This window comes from Pseudactinotalea sp. HY160, from assembly GCF_009372055.1.
GTDB lineage: Bacteria > Actinomycetota > Actinomycetes > Actinomycetales > Beutenbergiaceae > HY158.
This window is the reverse complement of sequence record NZ_WHMT01000023.1, coordinates 1-23,385: the sequence shown is the minus strand read 5'-3', so window position 1 is coordinate 23,385 and position 23,385 is coordinate 1. Positions and strand designations below refer to the sequence as shown.

The following is a 23,385-nucleotide window of genomic DNA, read 5'->3' as shown; positions in this document are numbered from 1 at the left end:
CGTCCCGCTCCTATGACACCACGCCGGGCGCGGCGTGGTGTTGTGGAACAAGCTTATGGACGACGGCCCGCTCGCCTCGCGCGGTCAGCTCCCGTGCGTATCGGCCCCGGTGTGCGATACTGGGTTCCGGTGATCCAGATGGCCATACCCGCTGGTGAACCCGGTGACTTCAGCTTGGTTGGGGTTCGCGTTGCCTGCGCGGTTCGATTGCCTGCGCACGACGATGGATCGACCGGCAGTGGGCCCACATGGTCCGCGAAGGCACCGGCGGTGCCCAGACGCGCGAGTGCGCGAACGGGAGCCGCACAACACGACTTTCTCAGGCGCGACGGCGCCAACGACATCCCGAGTGCCGTAGGTGGGTATGGCTGGGGCACCGGGTGGGAGCACTCCCAACATGACAACACCAATGAACACCCCTGAATCTGCTGAATCTGTCGAATCTGCTGAATCGGTGCAGGCGCCCCCCGCCCGCCGCCGTCCGCGCCGGGCCACGAGGCCCACGCTTCCGCCGGAGTCGGCCGCCGCCGAGGCGCAGCAGCCGGCCGAGGAGCCCGCCGCCCCGGCGAAGCCGACGCGTTCGACCCGCTCCAAGAAGTCCGCAGCCACCGACGCGACCGCCCCGGCGGCCGACGCGACCCCGGAGAGCTCGGGGACTTCAGGGGCCCCAGAGAGCTCAGAGAACTCAGAGAACTCAGAGAACTCGGAGACCCCGGAGACCCCGAAGACACAGCGGCGCGCCACGACCGCCAAGGCCGCAGCCGCCAAGGCTCCGGCCGCCAAGGCCGCAACCACGAAGGCCACTGCTGCTGCAGCCACTGAGGCGGCCGAGGCTCCGGCTGCCAAGGGCGCCAAGGCCGCAACCACCAAGGCCACGAAGGCTGCGACCACCAAGACTGCGGCCACGAAGGCCGCGAAGGCCGTCGCAGGCGACGTCACCGCGCCGGACACAGCCCCGGCCACCGCGGCGGACACAGCCCCGGAAACTGGGGCCAGTGACGCCTCCGAGGCCCCCGAGTCCGCAGCGAAGGCCACGGAAGCGCCCAAGGCCGAGAAGGCGGCAGTGTCCACGAAGGCCACGAAGGCCACGAAGTCGGCAGTGTCCACGAAGTCCACGAAGGCCACGAAGACGGCGAAGTCCACGAAGTCGGCGGCCGCCCAGGCCGAGCCGGCCACGACGACCAAGAAGTCCGCCCCGGCGCGTCAGGCGAAGGCCGCCGCCGAGCAGCCACTCACTGTGGACGCCCCGGCGGCCGAGCAGCCGGCCGCCGAGCAGCCCCTCACCGCGGATGTTCCGGCAGTCGCCGAGCAGCCGGTCGCCGCCGAGCGGCCCGCTGCGACTTCGCCCGCCAGGGCGACCCGGTCCCGTCGCTCGACCCGCTCGGCCGGGTCCGCGGCCCCGGTGGCCGACAAGCCCGCCGGGTCCGCTGAGACTGCTGGTTCGGCTGGTTCTGCTGGTTCTGCTGGTTCCATCGACGCCACGGCGCCGGTCGAGACCGCCGAGGCATCCGGCGGCGACCAGGCCGCACCAGCACGATCGGGCCGTTCCCGCGCGTCGGCGAAGACGACCAAGGCCGCCAACTCGACCAAGGCGACCAAGTCGAGTCGGTCGAGCGGTGCGCGCACGTCGGCCCCGACAGAATCCAACGAATCCAACGAATCCGCAGGCACCGCCGAGCAGGGGGCGGCCGGGCGGGCCGAGGCGGGCGCCTCGAACGCCGGGAGCGGAACGGGAGCGACGTCGTCCGCACGCTCCGCGCTCAACGTGCTGGCCGAATTCGGCCAGGGCGGCGAGGACGAGGATGAGGACGGAACGGACGCGGCGACCGCCACGAGCCTCGACGACCTGGTCATCCCGGAGCGTGAACCCGCCGGTGACGACGCCCCGCGCCTTCCGGCCACCGCGCTGCTGTTCCAGGCGCCGGACCTCACCCCGCGCCGCAAGGGATCGAGCAAGCGCCGGGCGGCCGAGGAACGTGCCGAGGACACCCAGGTCGAGCGGGCCGAGAAGTCCGTGCAGGCCGACGAGTCCGAACGGGCCGACCGGCCCGGGCAGCCGGACCGGTCCGAGCAGTCCGACGAGTCCGGCGAGTCCGAGGAGTCGGGCAGGTCGGGTCGGGGCACGCCCGGCGAGACGGGCGCGGACGGCGATCACGACGACTCGAAGCCGCGCCGCCGCCGGCGCCGCGGGGGCCGCGGCCGCCGTCGCTCGGGTGGTTCGAACGACGACTCCGGCTCCGCAGGCGGCGAGTCGGGCGAGGGGTCCACGGACTCGTCGGACTCCTCCGGCTCGTCGGGCTCGGACGCGGATTCACCGAAGCGTTCCGGCAAGGGCTCCGGGAAGGGTGACTCGAACGGGTCGCGTGCCGAGTCGAACGGCTCGAACGGCTCGGGAGGCTCGAACGGCTCGGGAGGCTCGGGAGGCTCGGGGGGCTCTGGAGGCTCGGACGCGTCGGGCAGCGACGACGACTCCGGGGACAACGGCTCCTCGAGTTCGCGCCGGCGCCGTCGTCGTTCCCGCTCCGGCCGCGGCAACGACGACGGCGGCGCCCAGGCCGCCCGCGACTCCGTCACGCCGCTCAAGGGCTCGACGCGCCTCGAGGCCAAGCGTCAGCGCCGCAAGGAGGGCCGCGACCCCCACCGTCGCCGGTCCATCATCACCGAGGCCGAGTTCCTCGCCCGCCGCGAGTCCGTCGAGCGCAAGATGATCGTGCGCGAGCAGGCCGGCCGCACCCAGGTCGCCGTGCTCGAGGACGACGTGCTCGTGGAGCACTATGTGGCGCAGAAGTCGCACAGCTCGATGGTCGGCAACGTCTACATCGGCCGCGTGCAGAACGTCCTGCCCTCGATGGAGGCCGCATTCGTCGACCTCGGTCGCGGTCGCAACGCCGTGCTCTACGCCGGCGAGGTGAATTGGGACCTGGCCGGCCTGAACGGCAAGCCGCGCAAGATCGAGAACGCGCTCTCCTCGGGCGACAGCGTGCTCGTGCAGGTGACGAAGGACCCGATCGGGCACAAGGGCGCCCGGCTCACCTCCCAGGTCACCCTCGCCGGCCGCTACCTCGTGCTCGTGCCCGGGGGCGGGATGACCGGCATCTCCCGCAAGCTCCCGGAGACGGAGCGGAGCCGCCTCAAGAAGCTGCTCAACACGATCGTCCCCGACGGCCAGGGCGTCATCGTGCGCACCGCCGCCGAGGGCGCCTCGGAGGAGGAGCTGCGCGGCGACGTCGAGCGGCTCTCGGCCCAGTGGGCGGAGATCGAGAAGAAGTCGGCCAAGCCGTCCTCGGTGCCCGCCCTGCTCAAGGGCGAACCCGAGCTCGCCACCCGCGTGGTGCGCGACATCTTCAACGACGACTTCTCCGCGCTCGTCATCTCCGGGCCGAACGCCTGGAAGACGATCTCGGAGTACGTCAACTCCGTCGCCTCGGACCTGGCCGACCGGATGAGCCAGTGGACCGGGCCGGCCGACGTGTTCAGCGCCCATCGGGTGGACGAGCAGCTCGCCAAGGGGATGGACCGCAAGGTCTGGCTGCCCTCGGGTGGCTCGCTCGTGATCGACCGCACCGAGGCGATGACCGTCGTGGACGTCAACACGGGCAAGTTCACGGGCTCGGGCGGCACGCTCGAGGAGACCGTCACGAAGAACAACCTCGAGGCGGCCGAGGAGGTCGTGCGTCAGCTGCGGCTGCGCGACATCGGCGGGATCATCGTGATCGACTTCATCGACATGGTGCTCGAGTCCAACCGGGATCTCGTGCTGCGCCGGCTCGTCGAGTGCCTGGGCCGGGACCGCACCCGCCACCAGGTCGCCGAGGTCACCTCGCTCGGGCTCGTGCAGATGACCCGCAAGCGGGTCGGCCAGGGCCTCGTCGAGGCCTTCTCGACCACGTGCGAGTGCTGCAACGGGCGGGGCTACCACGTGACCTCCGACCCGGTCGAGGGCGAGTCCCAGACCGAGCCGGGTACCTCGGGCAGGGATGGCAAGGACGGCAGGGAGAAGGGCGGCTCGAAGTCCTCCGGCCGCTCCGGGGACTCGACGCGCTCGCGCAAGGGGCGCCGCAGCTCCTCCTCCCAGCCGGCCGCCCAGCCGGAGCCGGAGGCCGAGCCGGTGAACGAGGAGCAGCGCGAGCAGGTCAAGGCCACGCTCGCCGCGATCGCGGCGGCGGCCGCCCACGCCCACACGGGTGAGGACGGCGCAGCAACCGATCCCGGGTCGGCTGCGGCCGCGGGCGGTACGTCCGGGGGTGAGGCGGCCTCCGAGACGGAGGCTGCGTCGTCCGCAGGCGTGGGCGAGGCCGCCCCGGCGGGCGAGGGCTCCGAGCCCCCGGCGGCCGAGGTTCCGGCCGGCTGAGCCGGTCACCGCGCGAGAGCGGTCTACGTCACAGTGGGCGCATTTGCCCTGCGTAGCCGCTCTCGCGTAAAGTTGGGCGTCGGCGCACTCGCGTGCGCGGACGTGGTCAGATGAGCCAGGAGCCCAGTGCGCGATCCCTCGCGCGGGGCGGGCAGCAGCGTCGTGGCGGGTTCGCCCCGAGGTGCTGACGAGACATGTAGTTCGACAGAGATGAGCAGGAACGTGGTGTACGCGATCGTCAAGGCCGGCGGCCGACAGGAGAAGGTGTCCGTCGGTGACGTCGTCGTCATGGACCGCATCAAGGGTGCGGCCGGGGAGACCATCGAGATGGTTCCGGTGCTGCTCGTCGACGGCGAGAAGGTCACCTCGGGTGCCGAGGACCTGGCCGGGGTGAAGGTGACCGCCGAGATCGTCCGGGACGAGCGCGGCAAGAAGATCACGATCCTCAAGTACAAGAACAAGACCGGTTACCGGCGTCGGCAGGGGCACCGTCAGGACCTCACCCGCGTCAAGATCACCGGCATCAACTAAGTCCGACCTCACTGAAGGAAGCAGGTTCAGCTCATGGCAAGCAAGAAGGGCGCCAGCTCTACCCGGAACGGTCGCGACTCGAACGCCCAGCGTCTCGGCGTCAAGCGTTTCGGCGGCCAGGATGTCAAGGCCGGCGAGATCCTCGTTCGCCAGCGGGGCACGAAGTTCCACCCGGGCGACAACGTTCGCAAGGGTCGCGACGACACCCTCTTCGCCGTCGAGGCGGGCACGGTGCAGTTCGCCAACCGCCGCGGCCGCAAGGTCGTGGAGATCGTCACGGCCTCCTGAGGTCGCATCACATCGCCCGGCCGGGCGGTCAGTAATCTTGACGAAGGGCGGAGCGGCTAATGGGCCGTTCCGCCCTTCGCGCGTTGGAAGGACGCTCATGGCAACGTTCGTGGATCGGGTCGTGCTGTTCGTCCGCGGCGGGGACGGCGGCCACGGCTGCGCCTCCGTGCACCGGGAGAAGTTCAAGCCGCTCGGCGGGCCCGACGGCGCCAACGGCGGCCGCGGGGGCAGCGTCGTTCTCGAGGTGGATCCCGATGTGACCACCCTGCTCGACTACCACCACTCGCCGCACCGGCGCGCCGAGAACGGCCGCCCGGGGGCCGGGAGCATGCGGCACGGCCGCAACGGCGCCGATCTCGTGCTGCCCGTTCCCAACGGCACCGTGGTCAAGACGCGCTCCGGGACGGTGCTGGCCGACCTCGTGGGGGCGGGCGCCCGCTACGTCGCCGCCGACGGCGGCCACGGGGGGCTCGGCAACGCCGCGCTCGCCTCGCCCAAGCGCAAGGCGCCCGGATTCGCGCTGCTCGGGGAGCCGGGCGACGAGGGTGAGCTCGTGGTGGAGCTCAAGACCGTCGCCGACGTGGCCCTCATCGGGTTCCCCTCGGCCGGGAAGTCCTCCCTCATCGCCGCCATGTCGGCAGCGCGCCCGAAGATCGCCGAGTACCCGTTCACCACGCTCGTGCCGAACCTGGGCGTGGTGGAGGCGGGCGACGTGCGCTACACCGTGGCCGACGTGCCCGGGCTCATTCCCGGTGCGTCCGAGGGGCGCGGCCTCGGGCTCGAGTTCCTGCGACACATCGAACGCTGTTCGGTGCTCGTGCACGTGCTCGACTGCGCCACGCTCGAGCCGGACCGGGATCCGTTGAGCGACCTCGACGTGATCGAGGCGGAGCTCGCCGCCTACCCGACCGACGAGCTCACCGGCCGGCTCCCGCTGGCGGAGCGGCCCCGGCTCGTCGTCCTCAACAAGATCGACGTGCCCGAGGCCCGGGAACTCGCCGAGTTCGTGCGCGCCGATCTCGAGGCGCGCGGGCTGCGCACCCACCTCGTCTCGACCGCCTCGCACGAGGGGCTGCGTCCGCTCTCGTTCGCCCTCGCCGGGATCGTGGCGGAGACCCGCGCGATCGAACCCGAGGCCGAGCCCGCTCCGGCCGTGCTGCGGCCCCGGGCCGTGGACCGGTCCGAGCGCGCGGGCTTCACCGTGGCCCGGCGCCGCACCGACCACGACTACTTCCTCGTGCAGGGCACCAAGCCCGAGCGGTGGGTGCGCCAGACGGACTTCGCCAACGACGAGGCCGTGGGCTACCTGGCCGACCGGCTCGCCGCCCTCGGGGTGGAGAAGGAGCTCATCCGCGCCGGCGCCCAGGCGGGCGACGAGGTGGTCATCGGCGACGGGCCGAGTGGCGTCGTCTTCGACTGGGAGCCGACCATCTCCACCGGCCCGGAGCTGCTCGCCTCCCCGCGCGGCACCGACCTGCGCCTCGAGGACTCCCCGCGGCCGACGCGCTCCGAGAAGCGCGCCGAGTTCAAGGAGCGCATGGACGCGAAGGCCCGGGCCCGGGAGGAGCTGGCGGAGGAAGTGTGGACGGAGCGGGGCGAGTGAGCGCATGAGTCCGAGCGTGCTCGACCGGTCCCATCTGTCCGATCCGTCCCGCGCCCACCGCGTCGTGGTCAAGGTCGGCTCCTCCTCGCTCACGGACGACGCCGGTCGCCTCGACGTGGACAAGCTCACCGCGCTCGTCGACGTGCTCGCCGCCCGGCGGGCGGCCGGCGGTGAGGTCGTGCTCGTCTCCTCGGGGGCGATCGCCGCCGCCCTGCCGATCCTCGGACTCCCGGGCCGGCCGCGGGACCTCGCCACGGCCCAGGCCGCGGCGAGCGTGGGGCAGGGGGCGCTCATTGCCCGCTACACCCGGGCGTTCCGCGGCCACGGACTGCGGGTGGGGCAGGTGCTGCTCACCGCGGAGGACGTGACCCGGCGCGGGCACTACAAGAACGCCCAGCGGGCGCTGACGAGGCTGCTCGCCCTCGGCGTGGTGCCGATCGTCAACGAGAACGACACCGTGGCCACGCGGGAGTTGCGCTTCGGCGACAACGACCGCCTCGCCGCGCTCGTGTCACACCTGACGCACGCCGACGCGCTCGTGCTGCTCACCGACGTCGACGCCCTCTACGACGGGCCGCCGAGCCGGGCCGGCGCGAAGCGGATCCCCTTCGTGGGGGACCCGGCCGAGATCGCCGGGGTGGAGATCACCGCCCGGGGCAGCGCCGTGGGAACGGGCGGCATGGTGACCAAGGTCGAGGCCGCCGCGATCGCCTCGGCGGCCGGGGTTCCCGTCGTGCTCACCAGCGCCGAGAATGCCGCCGCGGCGCTCGACGGCGCCGACGTGGGCACGTGGTTCGCGCCCGCCCCGCGGCGGGTGCAGACCCGCCGGCTGTGGATCGCCCACGCCGCCGACGTGCGCGGCCGACTCACCCTCGACGACGGCGCGGTGCGCGCCATCACGGCCGGAAAGAAGTCGCTGCTCGCCGCCGGGGTCGTGGCGGTGGCCGGGGAGTTCGAGGCCGGGGACCCGGTGGAGCTGGCCGACCTCACCGGGCACGTCGTGGCCCGGGGACTCGTGGCCTATTCCTCCGAGGAGCTGCCCGACCGGCTCGGACGCACGAGCGAGCAACTGCGGGCCGCGTTCGGCGACGGCCACGACCGCGAGGTCGTGCACCGGGACGATCTCGTGGTGCTGCGCGGACGGATCCGGCGGGCGGGCGGGGTCACCTCCGTCGGATGATTTGCGGAGGTCGACTCCGAGGTCCAGATCCGCGGCAGTAGCCGCCGTTGGGCTGGTTGGCGGCGTCCTGGGCGCCGTCGCCCCATGTGACGGGCGGCTGCAGTCGCCCATCGGCGAGAAGGGCCTCGATGTCCCGGTCGGTGTTGTTGCCGTATTCGTACTCGAGGGCGTCCATGAAGGCCTCGTCGAGGTCGTCACGGCGGGCCTGCGAATCCGGGCGTGCTTCACGCCCCGGGGCCTCCTCGAGTCCAGGGAGAGTGTCGTTGCCCGGGACAGTCTGTTGATCCGTGCGATCCAAGCGACCCGGGGCCGGCGCGCGGCCGCGAATGGCGCCGAGCCCCTGGAAGTCCTGGAGTGTGCCGACCCCCTCAAGCGCCTCGTGGCCCGGGAGGGCGCCGGGGCCCTGGAGTGCGGCGAGGTCACGGCGGTGCCAGGCCTGGTCGGTGACCTCGCTCGTGCCGGTCGGGGTGCGCAGGAACCGTAGGCCCATGGGGCCGCTCCAGTAGTACGTTCCGGGTCCGAGCGTCACGTACGACCACGAGCCCCGCCCCTGCGGCTGTCCGGGATGATTATGCGTCTTCCAGCGATGGTGCCGGCGACACAGGCTGGCGAGGTTGCACGTGCAGGTCGGCCCGCCGGTCAGGTCACCCTGGGCATCGGTCTTCCAGGGGTCGATGTGGTCGGCATCGCAGTCCCGCGCCGGGCGGGCACACGCCGGGAACACGCAGGTTCGATCCCGTAGGTGGAGGTGGTCCTTGATCACGTCGCCGGCGGCATAGCCGGCGACCTCGTGTTCGGTCTCGAGGTCGATGACCGGACGCACGAATATCTGCGGCCCCCACGACCCACCAGACCCGCCAGGCCCGTGCGCCGCGCCGGACCCGCCAGCGCGCGCGGGCATGGCCGCGCCGTGGGGCGTGGTGAACATGGCCGCTACCTCGGCGGCGCTGATCACGAGCCCGGGCGGGATCCCCGGCCCCTCGATGCGCACGGGTTCACGGGACAACCGGCCCGCGACATAGGCCGGACCGGCGGCGTGTTCGGGACGAGCCGTGTCCGCCGGGGTGGCCGTGCCCGGAGGGTCCGCGCACGATCCACCGGCGGACAGGCCGCCGTGATGACGGTCGGGATGATCAGGGGATCGGCCGTCGGGATGATCAGGAGGCGGGTCGCCGAGCTGGCGATCGGGCCGGTGATCGGGATGATCACGGGGTGGGCTGCCGGGTTGGTCGGGTGGCCTGCCGTCGGGCCAGAACGCCGAGGCGTTCATGTGCAGGTACATGACGACCTTCGCCCGCGGCACGCCCCGACCCGACCACGCGGGCCCACACGACACACCACCGCCCGCAGCCGTGGCAGGCGCCTCGCCGGTCGGGCCCGCCGCCGCTCCGGCCACCGCCGCTCCGGCGGCGCTGCCCACGGCTGTAGTCGTGGCCGGGGCCGCGGCTGTGCTCACGGACGGGCCGTCGAACTGGCCTGCGGCTTCATCGGGAGTCAGATCGATTGCGGCGGCCGCAGCCATGCCCACCGTGCCGCCGATGCCGACTGCGCCGCCCGTGCTGTTCGTGCAGTCCGGCGCCCCCGCCCCCGGTCCCTGAGCCTGCCGGGCCTGCCGGGCCTGCTGGGCCTGCTGGCCTGGTTGCCCTGCGGTGAGGTCGAAGCCGTCCTGCCGGGCCGGTGCGGGGTGGTGGGTGGCGGCGATGATGCCCTCGAAGGTGAGCGAGCGACGGGCGTCGAGGACCTCACCGGATCCGGCGGCCTTGAGTTGCGCGGCCCCGAAGGCCAGGCTCTGTTCCAGATCGAGGGCCGCGAAGGTGGACACGATCGCGTCGATGCGGCCGGTGCCGTCGGTGCCGATGTGGACATCGGCCCGGCGCGGATCGGCCTGCGCCCGCTGCAGGTCGGCGTACTGGTCGGGCATGTGGGTGATCATCGCCTCCCGCACCAGACCCTTGATCGCGTATCGGCCCCGGATCGCCCCGGCGGCTGCGACCTGGACATCGACGAACCGGGCCGCCTCCACAGTCAAACCGAGGGTCTGTTCGGCCACGAGCCGGGCCGTGTGCGCCCGGGTACGCCCATCGAGCACGCGCCCGTACAGCAGTGGCAGGCGTTCGGCGACCTCGAGGGCTTCGAGGAGCATCGCCTGGGCGGCGTCGGTGGAGAAGCCGGTCACGGCCGCGAACCAGTTCGCCACCGAATCACAATAGGAGACCCCCAGGGCCAGATCGGTGTGGCACGACCACGCCCCGCACTCTTCGGTGACCGGGCTGCGTTGGGCGATCTCGATCGCCAGGAAGAACAGATCGGCCTCCGCACCAGCCTGGACCTTGCGCACCTGACGGACCCGGTCCAGTACCGCGTCCTCGGACGCGATCGAGGCGATCTCCGCTCGCCTCGCTCGCATCTGCCGGGCCGCCTTCGTGCTCATGAAACAACCCTAGAACCGACCACCGACATCCAATCGACCCACCCGAACCACCCGAGCCGAGGAGGAAGATCACGGTGCCGGCTCGGAAGGTGGCAGCCGTATTCCCGCTCATCTCCGCTCCCGCAGGGCTGGCTCGCCCGCCCGCCTGCGTGCTCGCGTCTGTCGTGCGGTGGCGAACATTTCGGCGAGCCGAACCACGGTGGGGCCCTGATGCTCATGCTGCAGCGCTGGCAGGATGGCCCGATGAGCCTGCCGATCGAATTCCCGCTGCAGCCGATGCTCGCCAAGGCCGCACGATCCATCCCGGTGGGGGAGTGCTCCTACGAACCCAAGTGGGACGGATTTCGCTGCCTCGCGGTGAACGACGGGGGAGTGGTGCGGCTGGCGAGCCGCAGCGGCAAGGATCTGGCCGTCTACTTCCCCGAACTCGTGGCGATCATGGCCGAGCAGCTCCCGGCCGGTGTCGTCCTCGACGGCGAGCTCGTGGTGCGGGCCGGCGAGTCCGGGGCCGAGCGTCTCGACTGGGACTCGCTCACGGCACGGATCCACCCGGCCGCCTCCCGGATCGAGCGGCTCGCGGCCGAGACTCCGGCGGAGTTCATCGCCTTCGACCAACTGACGGATCCGGGCGTGAGCCTTCTCCCCGAGCCGTTCTCGGCGCGCCGGGCCCGACTCGAGGCGACTCTCGAAGGCGTGGGAGCGTCGTCCTCGATCCACCTGACACGCACGACGGACGACGCCGCGCAGGCGGCGGACTGGTTCGCCCGTTTCGAGGGCGCCGGGCTCGACGGCGTGATCGCGAAGCCCGCGTGCGGCGCGTATCTGCCCGGCAAGCGAACGATGATCAAGATCAAGCACGCGCGCACGGCCGAGGCGGTGCTCGTGGGGTATCGCGTGCACAAGTCGGGCGCGGGCGTGGGTTCGCTGCTGCTCGGGCTGTACGACGACGCGGGCGACCTCATCGGGGTCGGCGGTATCTCGGCGTTCACCGCGGCCCGGCGGCTGGAACTGCAGGAGGAGCTCGAACCACTCGTCGAGCGCGAAGCCGGCGGCGAGGTCCGCCACGCCGAGCGGGAACGGACTCGCTTCTCCTCGGCGAGGGACACCTCGTTCGTACCCCTGCGCCCCGAACGCGTGGTCGAGGTCGCCTTCGACCAGCTCGAGGGAAACAGGTTCCGGCACACCGTCACGTTCCTGCGCTGGCGGCCCGACCGGGACCCGGAGAGCTGCAGGCTCGAGCAGATCGAACGGGCGCCCGCCTACGACCTGGCGCGGGTGCTGAGGTGAATAGGGCTGGACGAATTAACGAGCGACCATCGGCCTGGTCGGGCCTTCGAGCCGTGCGATCGAGATCTTCACCTCTGTGAGGTTCTTCTCGACGTCGTCGATCTGCCCGCTCAGTTTCTCGTCGAGTGCGTCGATGCGCCCGCTGAGTCGCTCGTCGAGTGCGTCGATGCGCCCGCCGAGTTTCTCGTCGAGTGCGTCGATGCGTCCGCTGAGCCGCTCGTCGAGTGCGTCGATGCGTGCGCCGACTCCGTCGATCCGCGTGCCGAGACCCTTCTCGACGGAGTCGATCCGCGTGCCGAGGCCGTTCTCGACTCCGTCGATCCGCGTGCCGAGGCCCTTCTCGACTCCGTCGATCCGCGTGCCGAGACCATTCTCGACGGAGTCGATCCGGCCAGTCACCCTGTGTTCGGACTCGGTGACTCGCCCTTCGAACTGGCTCGTCAGTTCGTCTCGGACTGCATCCATTCGGTGGATGACCCAGCCGAAGCCGCCCGCCAACGCGATCAGCAGCGTGCCCCCACTGATCACGATCGCGACGATCTCCCCGGTCATGAGACCAGGCTACGCGAGCGTCACCGGTACGGCCACGGACACGGCCGCACTGTGGACACGCGGAAGCTGCGCCGCCCCTAGTCCATCCGCCGCCTGCTCGGCTGCACCCGCGGCGGCTCGCCCGGCATCTTCGGGTAGTCCGGCGGGAACGGCAACTCCCCGAGCCCGCGCTCCAGATCCGCCTCCCACAACGCGAGCGCCGGCTCGAACGAACCCGCCGAACCGGCCATCGACTCCCACGGATCCACCGAATCCGCCACGATCCCCGGCACGCTGTTCACCGTGAAGTCCTCGATCGACACCTCGTCCAGATCCGCCCAGGCCACCGGCATCGACACGGTCGCCCCCGGCAGCGCCCGCGGCGAATATGCCGAGGCGATCGTGCGGTCCCGGTTCGCCTGGTTGAAGTCCACGAAGACCTTCTCCCCGCGCTCCTCCTTCCACCACGCCGTGGTCACGAGCTCCGGCAGCCGGCGCTCGACCTCCCGCGCGACCCCGATCACCCCGTGCCGCACGTCCGTGAACTCGTGCTCGGGCGTGATCGGGGCGAACACGTGCAGCCCGCGCGACCCGGACGTCTTGACGAAGCCCGTGAGCCCGACCTCACCGAGCACGGCCCGCAGCTCCCGCGCCACGCGCACGATGTCGGCGAACGTGCGCCCGGGCTGCGGATCGAGGTCGATACGCACCTCGTCGGGCCGGTCGGTATCGCCCGTGCGCACCGGCCACGGATGGAACGTCACCGTGTTCATCTGCACCGCCCAGACGGCGGTCGCGACCTCGTCGATCACGAGCTGCGGATGCGAACGCCCACTCGGATACGTCACCGGCACGGCCCTGGCCCACTCGGGCATGCCCCGAGGCGGGTTCTTCGAGTAGAACTCCTGCCCGCTCGTGCCCTGGGGGAAGCGCTGCAGCGTCACCGGTCGATCGCCGATCGCCGCGAGCAGCCGCGGCCCCACCGCGATCACGTACTCGGCCAGGTCCGCCTTCGTGACCCCCGGCCACATCTGCCGGTCGGGCGAGGAGAGCCGCACCCGGCGCTCACCCACCTCGAGAACCCGCGCCGCGCCGTCCATGCGCTCACCCTAAGGGCTCATGGACGACGCGGCCAGGGTCGCGTACTACAGGTCGCCGTACGCCGCGGCCAGGCGGGTGACGCCCTCGCGGATATCGTCGACGCCGACCCCGGAGTAGGCCAGGCGCAGGGAGTTCTTGGCGCCGTTGATCAGGAAGTCCGAACCCTTGACCACGGCGAGGCCGCGGTCGGCCGCCTTCGCGAACAGGGCGTCGCCGTCCACGTCCTCGTCGAAGGTGAGCCACAGGAAGTAGCCGCCCTCCGGCTTGACGAACCGGGCCTGGGGCAGCCGGGCGGTCAGCTCCTCGGCGAGCACGTCGACCCGCTCGGAGAGGGCCTTCTTCACCGTCTCGATCGAGCGCTCGTACGACCCGCCCTGGATGAACTCGTGCACGATCGACTGGGCGACCATGTTCGGGGAGATATAGGTCGAGGTGGCGAGCTTGGCGATCCGTGAGATGACGCCGGCCTCGCCCACGAGGTAGCCGACCCGGATCCCGGGGCAGACCGTCTTGGAGAAGGAGGAGGCGTAGACGACCTCGCCGCCGGTCGCGAGCGAGAGCATGGTCGGCAGCCGCTCGCCGGTGAAGCGCAACTCGACGTAGGGGTCGTCCTCGAAGATCGTCATACCCGAGGAACGCGCGAGGTCGACGAGCTCCGTGCGCTTCTCACCGGCGAGCGTGTAGCCGGCCGGGTTCTGGAAGTTCGGGATGAGGTGGGCGAGCTTGACCGGGCTGCCGCCGGCGAGCAGGTCGCGCAGCTCGTTCACGGCCACGCCGTCGGCCTCGAGGGTGAGGGCGTGCAGATCCGCGTGGCGGCCCTGCAGCGAGGAGAGTGTGCGGTCGTAGGAGGGGCTCTCCACGACGACCGAATCCCCGGCCTCCACGAGCGTGGAGAACAGGAACGCATCGGCCTGCATCGAGCCGTTCGTCACGATCACCTGCTCGGGGGCGACCCCGTGCTGCTCGGCGATCCACTCCCGCAGCGGCACGTAGCCCACGGACGTGCCGTAGCCGAACGTGCGGGCCGGGTCGTTGGTGAACGCCCGGTCGGCGGCGGCCTTGAGCCCCTCGACATCGATGATGTCCAGCGACGGGGCGCCACGGGCGAATGAGATCGGTGCTGGTTCAGTGGCCATGCCCCCCACACTACTGAGCACCGCCGACAGGCCGCGAACCCGATCGGCATGTGAACCGCGTCCCAGTTCGGCCTGCGTGGCCCGGCCCCGGCTCGCCCAGGCTGGCCCAGGCGGGCCCAGGCAGGCCCGAGTGTGGGCCGCTGCCCGTAGGCTGGGCGCCGTGAACGACATTTTCCCGTGGATGAACCCCGAATACCTGCTGACCACGTTCGGCTCGGCGTTCTTCTGGGTCAGTGTCGCCATCGTCTTCATCGAATGCGGCCTCCTGTTCCCGATCCTGCCGGGCGACTCGCTGCTCTTCGCGATCGGGCTGTTCATCCATCAGGGCCTCATCCCGATCCCGCTGTGGCTCGCGTGCGTGATCCTGTCCGTGGCGGCCTTCGCGGGCAACGTCGCCGGCTACGAGATCGGCCGGGCGATCGGGCCGTCGCTGTACGCGCGCGACGGGCGGATCCTCAAGCGCAAGTACTTCGACGAGACCATCGCGTTCTTCGACAAGCACGGGAACAAGGCCCTCGTGATCGGGCGGTTCGTGCCGATCGTGCGCACCTTCGTCACGGTCGTGGCCGGCGTGGGCCGGATGCCGCGGCGCCGGTTCTTCACCTGGTCGGCCGTGGGCGCCGTGCTCTGGGCGGTCGGGGTGACCCTCATCGGCTACTTTCTCGGACAGATCCCGCTCGTGCACGAGAACCTCGAGGTGGCGATCCTGCTCATCGTGGCCGTCTCGGTCGTGCCGATGATCATCGAGTACCTGCGGCATCGCCGCCAGGCCCGCCGGCTCGCCGCGAGCCACGACGACGCCCCCGTGGAGTAGGCGATGGCGGCCTCCTACGGTGAGCACCTGGCCGAGCAGGTCGCGGCGCTGCGCGCGCTCACGTTCACGCAGTGGTTCGACGGCCGCTCGGCGGCGGCGCGCCGGTTCCGGCCCACCGCCCGGGACCTGGGCGAGCAGGCGCTCCGGGCCGACTACATCGCCGACAAGGCCCGCTGGCTGCGCACGTATGAACCCGGCGCCCACCCGACGCTCGCCGCGGCCACCCTCGCCGCCCGCGGCGAGCTCCCGGATCCGGCTCCCTCCTCCCGCCGCGCCCCGCGCGCCTGGGCCGACCGGCTCGATGCCGAGATCGCCGCCGCGGCCGCAGCGTTGCCGGCCCGGCAATGGGCCTCGACCCTCGTGCCCGTGCCGGACGGTCCGTGACGGGCGGGCTCGATTCCGCGGGCGATCTCGACGAGGCGCTGCGGGCCTTCGCCTTCGTCGAACCCGTGAGCGAGCACACCCGGCTCACCCTCGGCCCCCACCTGCCCGCGAGCGTGCGGGACCTGTGGGACCGCGGCGTCGGCTACCTCGGTGACGGCTACTGGCGCACGGTCGACCCGGTCCACATCGCCGCGGCCGTCTCGCAGCTCGCCGACCCGATCCACGCCTCCTACTCCTTCCCGGTGCTCACGAGCGCCTTCGGCGACGTGCTCACGTGCTGGCACTCTCGGCTGTATCTCATCAACTCCCGGTTCGGGCGCTACTGCGGGCTCGGCCGGGCCGACCACCTCGGGGCGGCCATCGCCGATCTCACCGGACCGGACCGCGAATTCCTCACCGGCCCGGCGCCGTGGGCGCAGGCCGCCACGGAACTCGGGATCCCCGGCCCGTACGAGTGCTTCGCCTACGTGCCCCCGCTCGCGGCCCGGCCGTTGGGCAATCCCGAAGCCCCAGCGAACCCAGCGAACCCTGACAATCCTGCGAACCCAGCGAACCCAGCGAACCCTGCGAACCCAGCGAACCTCGAACTCAGTGATCTCACCGGCCTCGTGCGCACCGGGCTGGCCGCCCACCTGCGGTTCCTGGCCGAGTTCAGCGGCCGGGTGCAGGGCAGGTTCTAGCCGCCCGTAGACTTCGCTGTGGTCCCCGGACGAGAGAAAGCGCAGTTCATGTCAACACCCTCCACGCCCTCACCCGACGGCTCGCTATCGCCGTTGGACGCCGACGGGGTCGAGGCCGCGATCACCTCGGCGCTCGCCGCCGTCGCCGCCGCCGACTCCCTCGAGCACCTCAAGGAGGTCCGGCTCGCGCACACGGGTGACCGGAGCCCGCTCGCGCTCGCGAACCGGGCGATCGGTGGCCTCGAGCCGGCGCAGAAGGGCGTCGCGGGCAAGCTCGTGGGGCAGGCCCGCGGCCGGGTGAACAAGGCGATCGCGGCCCGGCAGGTCGAGCTCGAGGAGGAGCGCGACGCCCGGATGCTCGTGACCGAGGCCGTCGACGTGACGATCCCGACCGACCGGTTCCCCCTCGGCGCCCGGCACCCGCTGAGCACCATCTCCGAGGAGATCTCGGACTTCTTCGTGGGCCTCGGCTGGGAGATCGCCGAGGGGCCGGAGATCGAGCACGAGTGGTTCAACTTCGATGCCCTGAACTTCGCGGCCGATCACCCTGCCCGGCAGATGCAGGACACGTTCTTCGTCGAGCCCGCGGACGCGCATCTGGTCATGCGCACCCACACCTCCCCGGTGCAGGCCCGCGCCCTGCTCGAGCGGGACGTGCCCCTGTACATCGCCTGCCCCGGCACGGTCGCCCGCACCGACGAGCTCGACGCCACCCACACGCCCGTGTTCCACCAGGTCGAGGGCCTGGCCGTGGACAAGGGCCTGACGATGGCCCACCTGACCGGGGTGCTCGACCACTTCGCCCGCGCGATGTTCGGCCCCGAGGCGCGCACCCGGCTGCGCCCCAGCTACTTCCCCTTCACCGAGCCCTCGGCCGAGATGGACCTGTGGTTCCCGCACAAGAAGGGCGGCCCCGGCTGGATCGAATGGGGCGGCTGCGGCATGGTCAACCCGAACGTGCTCATCGCCTGCGGCGTCGACCCGGCCGAGTACACCGGATTCGCGTTCGGCATGGGCATCGAGCGCACGCTCATGCTCCGCCACGGAATCGACGACATGCACGACATGGTCGAGGGCGATATCCGCTTCTCGCTGGGAGGACAGCGCTGATGCCGTACGTACCCCTGAGCTGGCTGCGCGACCACGTCGCCGTGCCCGCGGACGCCACCCCCGAGACCCTCGCCGCCGACCTCGTGCGCGTCGGGCTGGAGGAGGAGGGCATCGACACCTCCGCCGTGGTCACCGGCCCGCTCGTGGTCGGGCGCGTGCTCGAACTCACGCCCGAGCCGCAGAAGAACGGCAAGACGATCAACTGGTGCCGGGTCGACGTCGGCGGACATAACGACGAGTCCGGATCGCGCGGGATCGTCTGCGGGGCGCACAACTTCGCCGTCGGGGATGCGGTCGTCGTGGCCCTGCCCGGCGCCGTGCTGCCCGGCGACTTCGCCATCGCCGCCCGCAAGACCTACGGTCACGTCTCCGACGGCATGATCTGCTCCCAGCGCGAGCTCGGCCTGGGGGAGGACCACGACGGCATCATCGTGCTCCCCGAGCCCGCCCCCGCCCCCGGCACCGACGCGCTCGCGCTGCTCGGACTGGGCGAGGCGGTGCTCGAGATCAACGTGACCCCCGACCGCGGCTACTGCTTCTCCATGCGCGGGGTCGCCCGCGAGTACTCCCACTCCACCGGCGCCGCGTTCACCGATCCGGGCCTGCGCGAGGTGCCGTCCGCGACCGCGTCGGGCTTCCCCGTCACGATCGAGGACGACGCCCCCATCCATGGCCTGCCCGGTTGCGATCGCTTCGTCACCCGGATCGTGCGCGGGATCGACCCGGCCGCACCCACCCCGGACTGGATGGTGCGCCGACTGAACCAGGCGGGCATGCGCCCGATCTCCCTGGCCGTCGATGTGACCAACTACGTCATGCTCGACCTGGGCCAGCCCCTGCACGCCTACGACCTGGCCACGCTCGCCGCCCCGATCACCGTGCGCCGTGCCCGCGCCGGGGAGCGGCTGGTCACCCTCGACGACGCCGACCGCGCCCTCGACACCGGCGACCTGCTCATCACGGACGCGGGCGGCGCGAGTGGCGGCCATGCCGGCCGGATCCTCGGGATCGCCGGGGTCATGGGCGGGGCCGAGACCGAGGTGGGCGAGCGCACGCGCGACGTGCTCATCGAGGCCGCCCACTTCGACCCGATCACGATCGCCCGCTCCGCGCGCCGCCACAAGCTGCCCTCGGAGGCGGCCAAGCGGTTCGAGCGCGGGGTCGACACGGCCCTGCAGGCCGTCGCCGCCGACCGCGTGGTCGAGCTGCTCGTGGAGCTCGCGGGCGGCACCGCGGAGGGGGATGTGTTCGACCTCGACCGCACGGCGCCGCCGGCCACGATCACGATGGACGCCCAGCTGCCGAGCCGGATCGCCGGCGTCGCCTACACCGACGAGGAGGTGATCGGCCTGCTGCGCGACCTCGGCGCGACCGTCGAGGTCACCGGGGACGGCGCCGGGCGTCACCGCAGCTCCGGGGCCACGCTGCACGTGACCCCGCCGACCTGGCGCAGCGACCTCGTCGCCGCCGAGCACCTGGTCGAGGAGGTCGTGCGGCTCCACGGCTACGACAAGATCCCCTCGATCCTGCCCACCGCCCCCGCCGGGCGCGGCTACACCCCGGCCCAGAAGCGTCGCCGCGCCGTGGCGACCCTCCTCGCCGACCTCGGCCTCGTCGAGGTGCTCACCTACCCGTTCACGAGTGCCGAGCGTCACGACGAGCTCGGCCTGTCCGCCGGCGACCCGCGCCGCAGCACGCTGCGGCTGGTCAACCCGCTCGCCGCAGACCGTCCGCTGCTGCGCTCGCACCTGCTCGCGACCCTCGTCGACGCGGCCGTGCGCAACCTCGGGCGCGGCACCACCGACCTGGCCATCTACGAGATCGCGTCCGTGCCGGTGATCGGGGGAGAGCCGAGCGCCTCGCCGTTGCCGCCGCACGCCGTCCATCCGCCCCGCGAGACCCTCGAGGCGATCCGGGCCGCCGTGCCGGCCCAGCCGCTGCACGTGGCCGCCCTGCTCGCCGGGAACCGGCGGGCCGCGGGCGTCGACCCGGCGGGGCCCAGGACCGCGGCCGGCTACGACCACGCCGACGCGATCGCGCTCGCCGGCCGGATCGCCGAGTTCCTCCACGTGGAGGTGAGCCTGTCCGCGGCCACCGACCGGGCGCCGTGGCACCCGGGTCGCTGCGCCGCGTTCACGCTCTCCGGTGGCCGCGTGATCGGGCACGCCGGCGAGCTCACCCCGAAGGTGACCCAGGCGCTCGGGCTTCCCGATCGCGCCTGTGCCCTCGAGCTCGACCTGACCGCCCTGCTCGACGCCGCGCCCGCCGAGCCCAGGCAGCTCGCGGGCCTGGCCACGTACCCACCGGTCAAGGAGGACATCGCCCTCGTCGTCGATGCGGGCGTGCCCGCCTCCGAGGTGCTCTCCTGCGTGCGGACGGCGGGGGGCGAGCTGCTCGAGCAGGTGCGCCTTTTCGACGTCTACTCGGGTGACTCGGTGGCCGGCGGCCGCAAGTCGCTCGCCTTCGGGCTGCGCCTGCGGGCGCACGACCGCACCCTGACGGCGGCGGAGTCCGCGGCCGTGCGGGAGGCGATCGTGGCGGCCGCGGCCGAGCGGTTCGGGGCCACCCTGCGCGCCTGAGGTGGGCGTTCGCCCGGGGGTTGTCAGCGCCCGGGCGAAGGCGCATCCTTGACTCTTCCCTTCGAGGAGGAGTCATGCAACGCATCGTGCCCAATATCTGGTGCCGGCGGAACGCCGTCGAGGTGGGTGACTTCTACGCGGGGGTGTTCCCGAATGCGGCCTCCGAGGTGACCGCCCGCTACCCGCAGGAGGGCCTGCTCGACTTCCAGCGCGACTTCGCGGGTGAGCCGCTCGTGGTCGACGTGACGATCCGCGGCCACGTGATCCGGCTCATCAACGCGGGGGAGGAGTTCCTGCCGAACCCCGCCCTCTCCTTCCTCGTCAACGTCGACCCGGCCGACCACGGCGGCGACGAGCAGGCGGCTCTCGCCGAGATCGACCGGCTCTGGCACGGGCTCGGTGAGGGCGGGGTCGTGCGCATCGAGATCGGGGAGCAGCCCTACAGCAGGCGCTACGGCTGGGTCGAGGATCGCTACGGCGTCAACTGGCAGCTCATGTACACCGAGACGGACGCCGGCGAGGGGAACCACCTCGTGCCCGACTTCCTGTTCACGACGGCCGAGCCGCGGGCACGGGAGGCGATCGAGTTCTACACGGGCCTGATTCAGGGCTCCCGGATCGGGCAGGTCATCGGGAAGCCGGAGGAGCCGGCCGGGGTCATGTTCGCCGACTTCACACTCGCGGGCCAGATGTTCGCCGCGATGGACGGCGGCGCCGAGCACGAGTTCACGTTCACGCCCGGATTCTCCCTCGAGATCGCCTGCGACGGGCAGGCGGAGATCGACCGGCTCTGGGAGGCGCTGTCCTCGGTGCCGGAGGCCGAGCAGTGCGGCTGGTGCATGGACCGCTTCGGGGTGAGCTGGCAGATCGTGCCCGCGAACATGGGCGAACTCATGGAGCGGCCGGGTGCCTTCGAGACGATGCTGGCGATGAAGAAGCTCGTGATCGCCGACTTCTGAGTCGATCGGTCACTCGCCTACGAAACGTGTGGGACCGTCGTCCCCACGCGTATCCGGCGCGCCCGCACCCGAATCGACGGCGTGTTGGACGGCGTGCTCGCCCCGCGGCCCGCGCACCCAGTGGTTGAACAGCAGGTTGAGGATGAACACGACGATGACGGTCGAGGTGATGCCCGAGCCGAAGACCATCCGGAATCCCTCCGGGAACTTGTCGTAGAAGTGGGGCGCCACGGTCGGGATCATGCCGAACGAGAGGGAGACGGCGACGATGAGCAGGTTCTGGTTGTTCTTGAAGTTCGCCTTGTGCAGAGTCTGGATGCCGACGGCCGCGACCATCGCGAACATCACCGTCGCCGCGCCGCCGATGACCGGCCCGGGAATGCTCGCCACGACCGCACCGACCTTCGGGATGAAGCCCATGATCACGAGGAACACACCGGTCGTGGCCACCACCCAGCGGCTGTGGACCCGCGTGATGCCCACGAGTCCGACGTTCTGCGCGAACGAGGTGTCGGGAAAGGCGTTCATGACACCGCCGACCACGGCCGAGAGGCCGTCGTTCGCCAGTCCGCGGGCCAGGTCGTTCGGCTTGAGTTCCTTGTCGACCATCTCCGCCACCGCGAGCATGTCGGCGGTCGACTCGGTGAAGGTCACGAGCATGACCAGGCAGAGGGAGACGATCGCGGCGACCTGGAACTTGGGCGGGCCGAAGTGGAAGATCCCGCCGAAGCCGATCCACTTCTCGTCCGCGACCGCGGAGAAGTCGTTCAGGCCCATGACCCCGGAGATGATCGTGCCGATGACCAGGGAGATGAGCACGGCGATCTGGTTGAGGAATCCCGTGAAGAAGCGGGAGATGAGCACGATGATGAGCACGACCACGACGGCGAGCACGATGTGGGACACCTGCCCGTAGCTCGCGGCGGTCGGGTCCTCGCCGGCGATGAGGCCGACGTCGGCCCCGATGAGCGAGAGCCCGATGATCGTGATCGTGGTGCCGGCCACGAGCGGGGGGAAGAAGCGGATGAGCCGGGAGAACGGTTTGGCGATGAGCACGCCGAAGACTCCCGAGCAGATCATCGCCCCGTAGACCACCTGCATGCCGAGGGTCCGGTCGGTGAACGAGGTGGCGATGATGATCATCGGGGAGAGCACCGTGAATGTCGCGGCGGTGACCACCGGAAGCCGGACACCGAGGATCTTGCCGATCCCCACCGCCTGGATGATCGTGAAGATGCCCGAGACGAGCAGGTCGGCGCTCACGAGCACCGCGATCGATTCGGTCGGCAGCCCCACGGCGGCACCGACGATGAGCGGGACGGCCACCGCCGAGGCGTACATGATGAGCAGATGCTGGATGCCGAGCGTGGCCATGCGGCCGGCCGGGAGCACCTGGTCCACGGGATGGCTGCTCGACGGCGGGATGAACCTCTGCTTGCGCGGCGTGGGCGTGTTGACCGACATGGTGCTCTCCTTCGAACTCCGCTCGTGGCGTCCCGGAGGCCCGTGGGGCGCCCTTGTCAGGCGCCGGCGATCGTCGGCGTCGTGGTTGCGAGCGTAGCCCCGGCCGTGGCTCAGCGGTGGAAAGCGGGCGGTCCCGTGGCGACGCGCCCGCTCAGCGGGCGATCACGTGCGTGGCCGTGAGGCGGTCGTGGGGACCGCGACCCGAGCCGAACGCGCTCATCACGGCGAGCACTCCGATGATCGGGTAGATGAGGATGCCGGCGGTGAGCGTCAACGGATCGGAGCGGTCGAATCCTCCGGCCGCCGCCCCGATGGCGACGAGGTGGCCGACCTGCCACGGGATCGCGATCTTGATGGTGTTGCGGGCGAGCGCGCGAGGAAACGGAAGCGCCGGACCGCGCTCGGTGGCGACCATGAGACCCATCCGGCGCTTGCCCCACGTCGCGTGAGCGGCCCCCGCCTCGGCTCGCGCCGCCCAGATGGTCGCCACGATCGGCGGCACGGCGCTCATGAGGAGCACGGCGCGCACGGGGAACACCGCGCGCATGGGGAGCACGGCGCGCGTGCGGAGCGCGGTGCGCATGGGGAGCACGGCGCTCATGGGAAACATGGTGCGCGTGCGGAGCACGGCGCCCGGGGAGGGCGGCGCGTTGCGGCTGAGCACCAGGCCGGCAGGCACCATCGCCGCGGCGACGCCGAGATAGCCGGTCGCGTCGAGCAGGTAGGCGCGCATCCGGCGTCCTGCCAGCGGGTGAATCTGCATGATGCCCATCGTCTCTCCGATCGCTCGTGCGGCGTTGATGTCGTGGGTGGTATCGGTGCGGCCGAGTCCTTGGTTGCTCAGGTGGTGCGGGGTTCTCCGGGCGGGCTGGTGGTGGTGCCGCGGTGGCTGTGGGGGGTCGCGGTGAGGGGGTGGCCGTGGCGGTCGGTGAAGGTCCAGGTGCCGTTGCGGCGGG

General features: G+C 71.5%; 18 protein-coding genes. 12 read left to right on the top strand and 6 right to left on the bottom strand.

Going from position 1 to position 23,385, the window contains the following annotated elements:
* Nucleotides 1–454: 454 nt before the first annotated feature.
* The 5 genes from GCG21_RS17365 to proB all read left to right on the top strand — a co-directional run bounded on the left by GCG21_RS17365 (nucleotide 455) and on the right by proB (nucleotide 7,953).
* Nucleotides 455–4,351 (top strand): Rne/Rng family ribonuclease, encoded by a 3,897-nt coding sequence (locus GCG21_RS17365; RefSeq protein ID WP_370517536.1) that lies wholly within the window; start codon nucleotides 455–457, stop codon nucleotides 4,349–4,351.
* Between the two features lie 222 nt (nucleotides 4,352–4,573).
* Nucleotides 4,574–4,882 carry a 50S ribosomal protein L21 gene (gene rplU, locus GCG21_RS14500; protein ID WP_228760187.1) on the top strand — a complete coding sequence of 103 codons (309 nt, stop codon included), beginning with the start codon at nucleotides 4,574–4,576 and terminating at the stop codon, nucleotides 4,880–4,882.
* A 33-nt stretch (nucleotides 4,883–4,915) separates the two neighbouring features.
* Nucleotides 4,916–5,170 carry a 50S ribosomal protein L27 gene (rpmA, locus tag GCG21_RS14495; protein ID WP_152910393.1) on the top strand — a complete coding sequence of 85 codons (255 nt, stop codon included), beginning with the start codon at nucleotides 4,916–4,918 and terminating at the stop codon, nucleotides 5,168–5,170.
* A 97-nt stretch (nucleotides 5,171–5,267) separates the two neighbouring features.
* The gene (gene obgE, locus GCG21_RS14490) at nucleotides 5,268–6,773 is read left to right on the top strand and encodes a GTPase ObgE (protein WP_152910392.1); all 1,506 of its coding nucleotides are present in this window, start codon (nucleotides 5,268–5,270) and stop codon (nucleotides 6,771–6,773) included.
* Between the two features lie 4 nt (nucleotides 6,774–6,777).
* On the top strand, nucleotides 6,778–7,953 hold the full coding sequence (gene proB / locus GCG21_RS14485; RefSeq protein WP_152910391.1) for a glutamate 5-kinase: 1,176 nt from the start codon (nucleotides 6,778–6,780) through the stop codon (nucleotides 7,951–7,953).
* Here proB and GCG21_RS14480 read toward each other — a convergent pair.
* Entirely contained in the window at nucleotides 7,937–10,384 is a 2,448-nt protein-coding gene (locus GCG21_RS14480; RefSeq protein WP_152910390.1) for an HNH endonuclease signature motif containing protein, read from the bottom strand. The genes proB and GCG21_RS14480 overlap by 17 nt on opposite strands.
* A 243-nt stretch (nucleotides 10,385–10,627) precedes the next feature.
* Between GCG21_RS14480 and GCG21_RS14475 the strand changes: the two genes are divergently transcribed.
* Nucleotides 10,628–11,671, top strand: a complete 1,044-nt coding sequence (locus GCG21_RS14475) for an ATP-dependent DNA ligase (protein ID WP_152910389.1) — start codon at nucleotides 10,628–10,630, stop codon at nucleotides 11,669–11,671.
* Between the two features lie 15 nt (nucleotides 11,672–11,686).
* On the opposite strand, the gene GCG21_RS14470 is transcribed toward GCG21_RS14475, so the two are convergent.
* The 3 genes from GCG21_RS14470 to GCG21_RS14460 form a co-directional block, all read right to left on the bottom strand.
* Complete coding sequence (locus GCG21_RS14470) at nucleotides 11,687–12,223, bottom strand: hypothetical protein (RefSeq protein ID WP_152910388.1); 537 nt, start codon at nucleotides 12,221–12,223, stop codon at nucleotides 11,687–11,689.
* A 77-nt stretch (nucleotides 12,224–12,300) separates the two neighbouring features.
* Entirely contained in the window at nucleotides 12,301–13,302 is a 1,002-nt protein-coding gene (ligD, locus tag GCG21_RS14465; RefSeq protein WP_152910387.1) for a non-homologous end-joining DNA ligase, read from the bottom strand.
* A 45-nt stretch (nucleotides 13,303–13,347) separates the two neighbouring features.
* The gene (locus tag GCG21_RS14460; RefSeq protein ID WP_152910386.1) at nucleotides 13,348–14,439 is read right to left on the bottom strand and encodes a PLP-dependent aminotransferase family protein; all 1,092 of its coding nucleotides are present in this window, start codon (nucleotides 14,437–14,439) and stop codon (nucleotides 13,348–13,350) included.
* 181 nt (nucleotides 14,440–14,620) lie between these two features.
* On the opposite strand from GCG21_RS14460, the gene GCG21_RS14455 reads away from it, so the two are divergent.
* From GCG21_RS14455 to GCG21_RS14430, 6 genes are all read left to right on the top strand, one after another.
* Nucleotides 14,621–15,253 (top strand): DedA family protein, encoded by a 633-nt coding sequence (locus GCG21_RS14455; RefSeq protein ID WP_152910410.1) that lies wholly within the window; start codon nucleotides 14,621–14,623, stop codon nucleotides 15,251–15,253.
* 3 nt (nucleotides 15,254–15,256) lie between these two features.
* Nucleotides 15,257–15,637, top strand: a complete 381-nt coding sequence (locus GCG21_RS14450; protein WP_152910385.1) for a hypothetical protein — start codon at nucleotides 15,257–15,259, stop codon at nucleotides 15,635–15,637.
* A complete protein-coding gene (locus GCG21_RS14445; protein ID WP_152910384.1) occupies nucleotides 15,634–16,317 on the top strand; it encodes a hypothetical protein in 684 nt (227 codons plus the stop codon). Before GCG21_RS14450 ends, GCG21_RS14445 begins: the two co-directional genes overlap by 4 nt.
* 48 nt (nucleotides 16,318–16,365) lie before the next feature.
* A complete protein-coding gene (pheS, locus tag GCG21_RS14440) occupies nucleotides 16,366–17,427 on the top strand; it encodes a phenylalanine--tRNA ligase subunit alpha (RefSeq protein WP_152910383.1) in 1,062 nt (353 codons plus the stop codon).
* The gene (pheT, locus tag GCG21_RS14435) at nucleotides 17,427–20,006 is read left to right on the top strand and encodes a phenylalanine--tRNA ligase subunit beta (RefSeq protein ID WP_152910382.1); all 2,580 of its coding nucleotides are present in this window, start codon (nucleotides 17,427–17,429) and stop codon (nucleotides 20,004–20,006) included. Before pheS ends, pheT begins: the two co-directional genes overlap by 1 nt.
* A gap of 74 nt (nucleotides 20,007–20,080) precedes the next feature.
* Nucleotides 20,081–20,965, top strand: coding sequence for a VOC family protein (locus GCG21_RS14430; RefSeq protein ID WP_152910381.1), 885 nt, complete (start codon nucleotides 20,081–20,083; stop codon nucleotides 20,963–20,965).
* A gap of 9 nt (nucleotides 20,966–20,974) precedes the next feature.
* Here GCG21_RS14430 and GCG21_RS14425 read toward each other — a convergent pair whose 3' ends face one another.
* Complete coding sequence (locus tag GCG21_RS14425; RefSeq protein WP_152910380.1) at nucleotides 20,975–22,429, bottom strand: nucleobase:cation symporter-2 family protein; 1,455 nt, start codon at nucleotides 22,427–22,429, stop codon at nucleotides 20,975–20,977.
* 151 nt (nucleotides 22,430–22,580) lie between these two features.
* Nucleotides 22,581–23,192: an RDD family protein gene (locus tag GCG21_RS14420; RefSeq protein ID WP_194165118.1), complete on the bottom strand. Its 612-nt coding sequence runs from the start codon at nucleotides 23,190–23,192 to the stop codon at nucleotides 22,581–22,583.
* Nucleotides 23,193–23,385: the final 193 nt, after the last annotated feature.

Excerpts from the sequence above, each read along its gene's own strand:
- proB (WP_152910391.1), top strand. The coding sequence starts at position 6,778 with ATGAGTCCGAGCGTGCTCGACCGGTCCCATCTGTCCGATCCGTCCCGC.
- GCG21_RS14420 (WP_194165118.1), bottom strand. The coding sequence starts at position 23,192 with ATGCAGATTCACCCGCTGGCAGGACGCCGGATGCGCGCCTACCTGCTC.
- rpmA (WP_152910393.1), top strand. The coding sequence starts at position 4,916 with ATGGCAAGCAAGAAGGGCGCCAGCTCTACCCGGAACGGTCGCGACTCG.
- obgE (WP_152910392.1), top strand. The coding sequence starts at position 5,268 with ATGGCAACGTTCGTGGATCGGGTCGTGCTGTTCGTCCGCGGCGGGGAC.
- GCG21_RS14460 (WP_152910386.1), bottom strand. The coding sequence starts at position 14,439 with ATGGCCACTGAACCAGCACCGATCTCATTCGCCCGTGGCGCCCCGTCG.
- pheT (WP_152910382.1), top strand. The coding sequence starts at position 17,427 with ATGCCGTACGTACCCCTGAGCTGGCTGCGCGACCACGTCGCCGTGCCC.
- GCG21_RS14480 (WP_152910390.1), bottom strand. The coding sequence starts at position 10,384 with ATGAGCACGAAGGCGGCCCGGCAGATGCGAGCGAGGCGAGCGGAGATC.
- GCG21_RS14455 (WP_152910410.1), top strand. The coding sequence starts at position 14,621 with ATGAACCCCGAATACCTGCTGACCACGTTCGGCTCGGCGTTCTTCTGG.
- GCG21_RS14470 (WP_152910388.1), bottom strand. The coding sequence starts at position 12,223 with ATGACCGGGGAGATCGTCGCGATCGTGATCAGTGGGGGCACGCTGCTG.
- pheS (WP_152910383.1), top strand. The coding sequence starts at position 16,366 with ATGTCAACACCCTCCACGCCCTCACCCGACGGCTCGCTATCGCCGTTG.
- GCG21_RS14430 (WP_152910381.1), top strand. The coding sequence starts at position 20,081 with ATGCAACGCATCGTGCCCAATATCTGGTGCCGGCGGAACGCCGTCGAG.
- GCG21_RS14475 (WP_152910389.1), top strand. The coding sequence starts at position 10,628 with ATGAGCCTGCCGATCGAATTCCCGCTGCAGCCGATGCTCGCCAAGGCC.
- GCG21_RS14425 (WP_152910380.1), bottom strand. The coding sequence starts at position 22,429 with ATGTCGGTCAACACGCCCACGCCGCGCAAGCAGAGGTTCATCCCGCCG.
- ligD (WP_152910387.1), bottom strand. The coding sequence starts at position 13,302 with ATGGACGGCGCGGCGCGGGTTCTCGAGGTGGGTGAGCGCCGGGTGCGG.
- GCG21_RS14450 (WP_152910385.1), top strand. The coding sequence starts at position 15,257 with ATGGCGGCCTCCTACGGTGAGCACCTGGCCGAGCAGGTCGCGGCGCTG.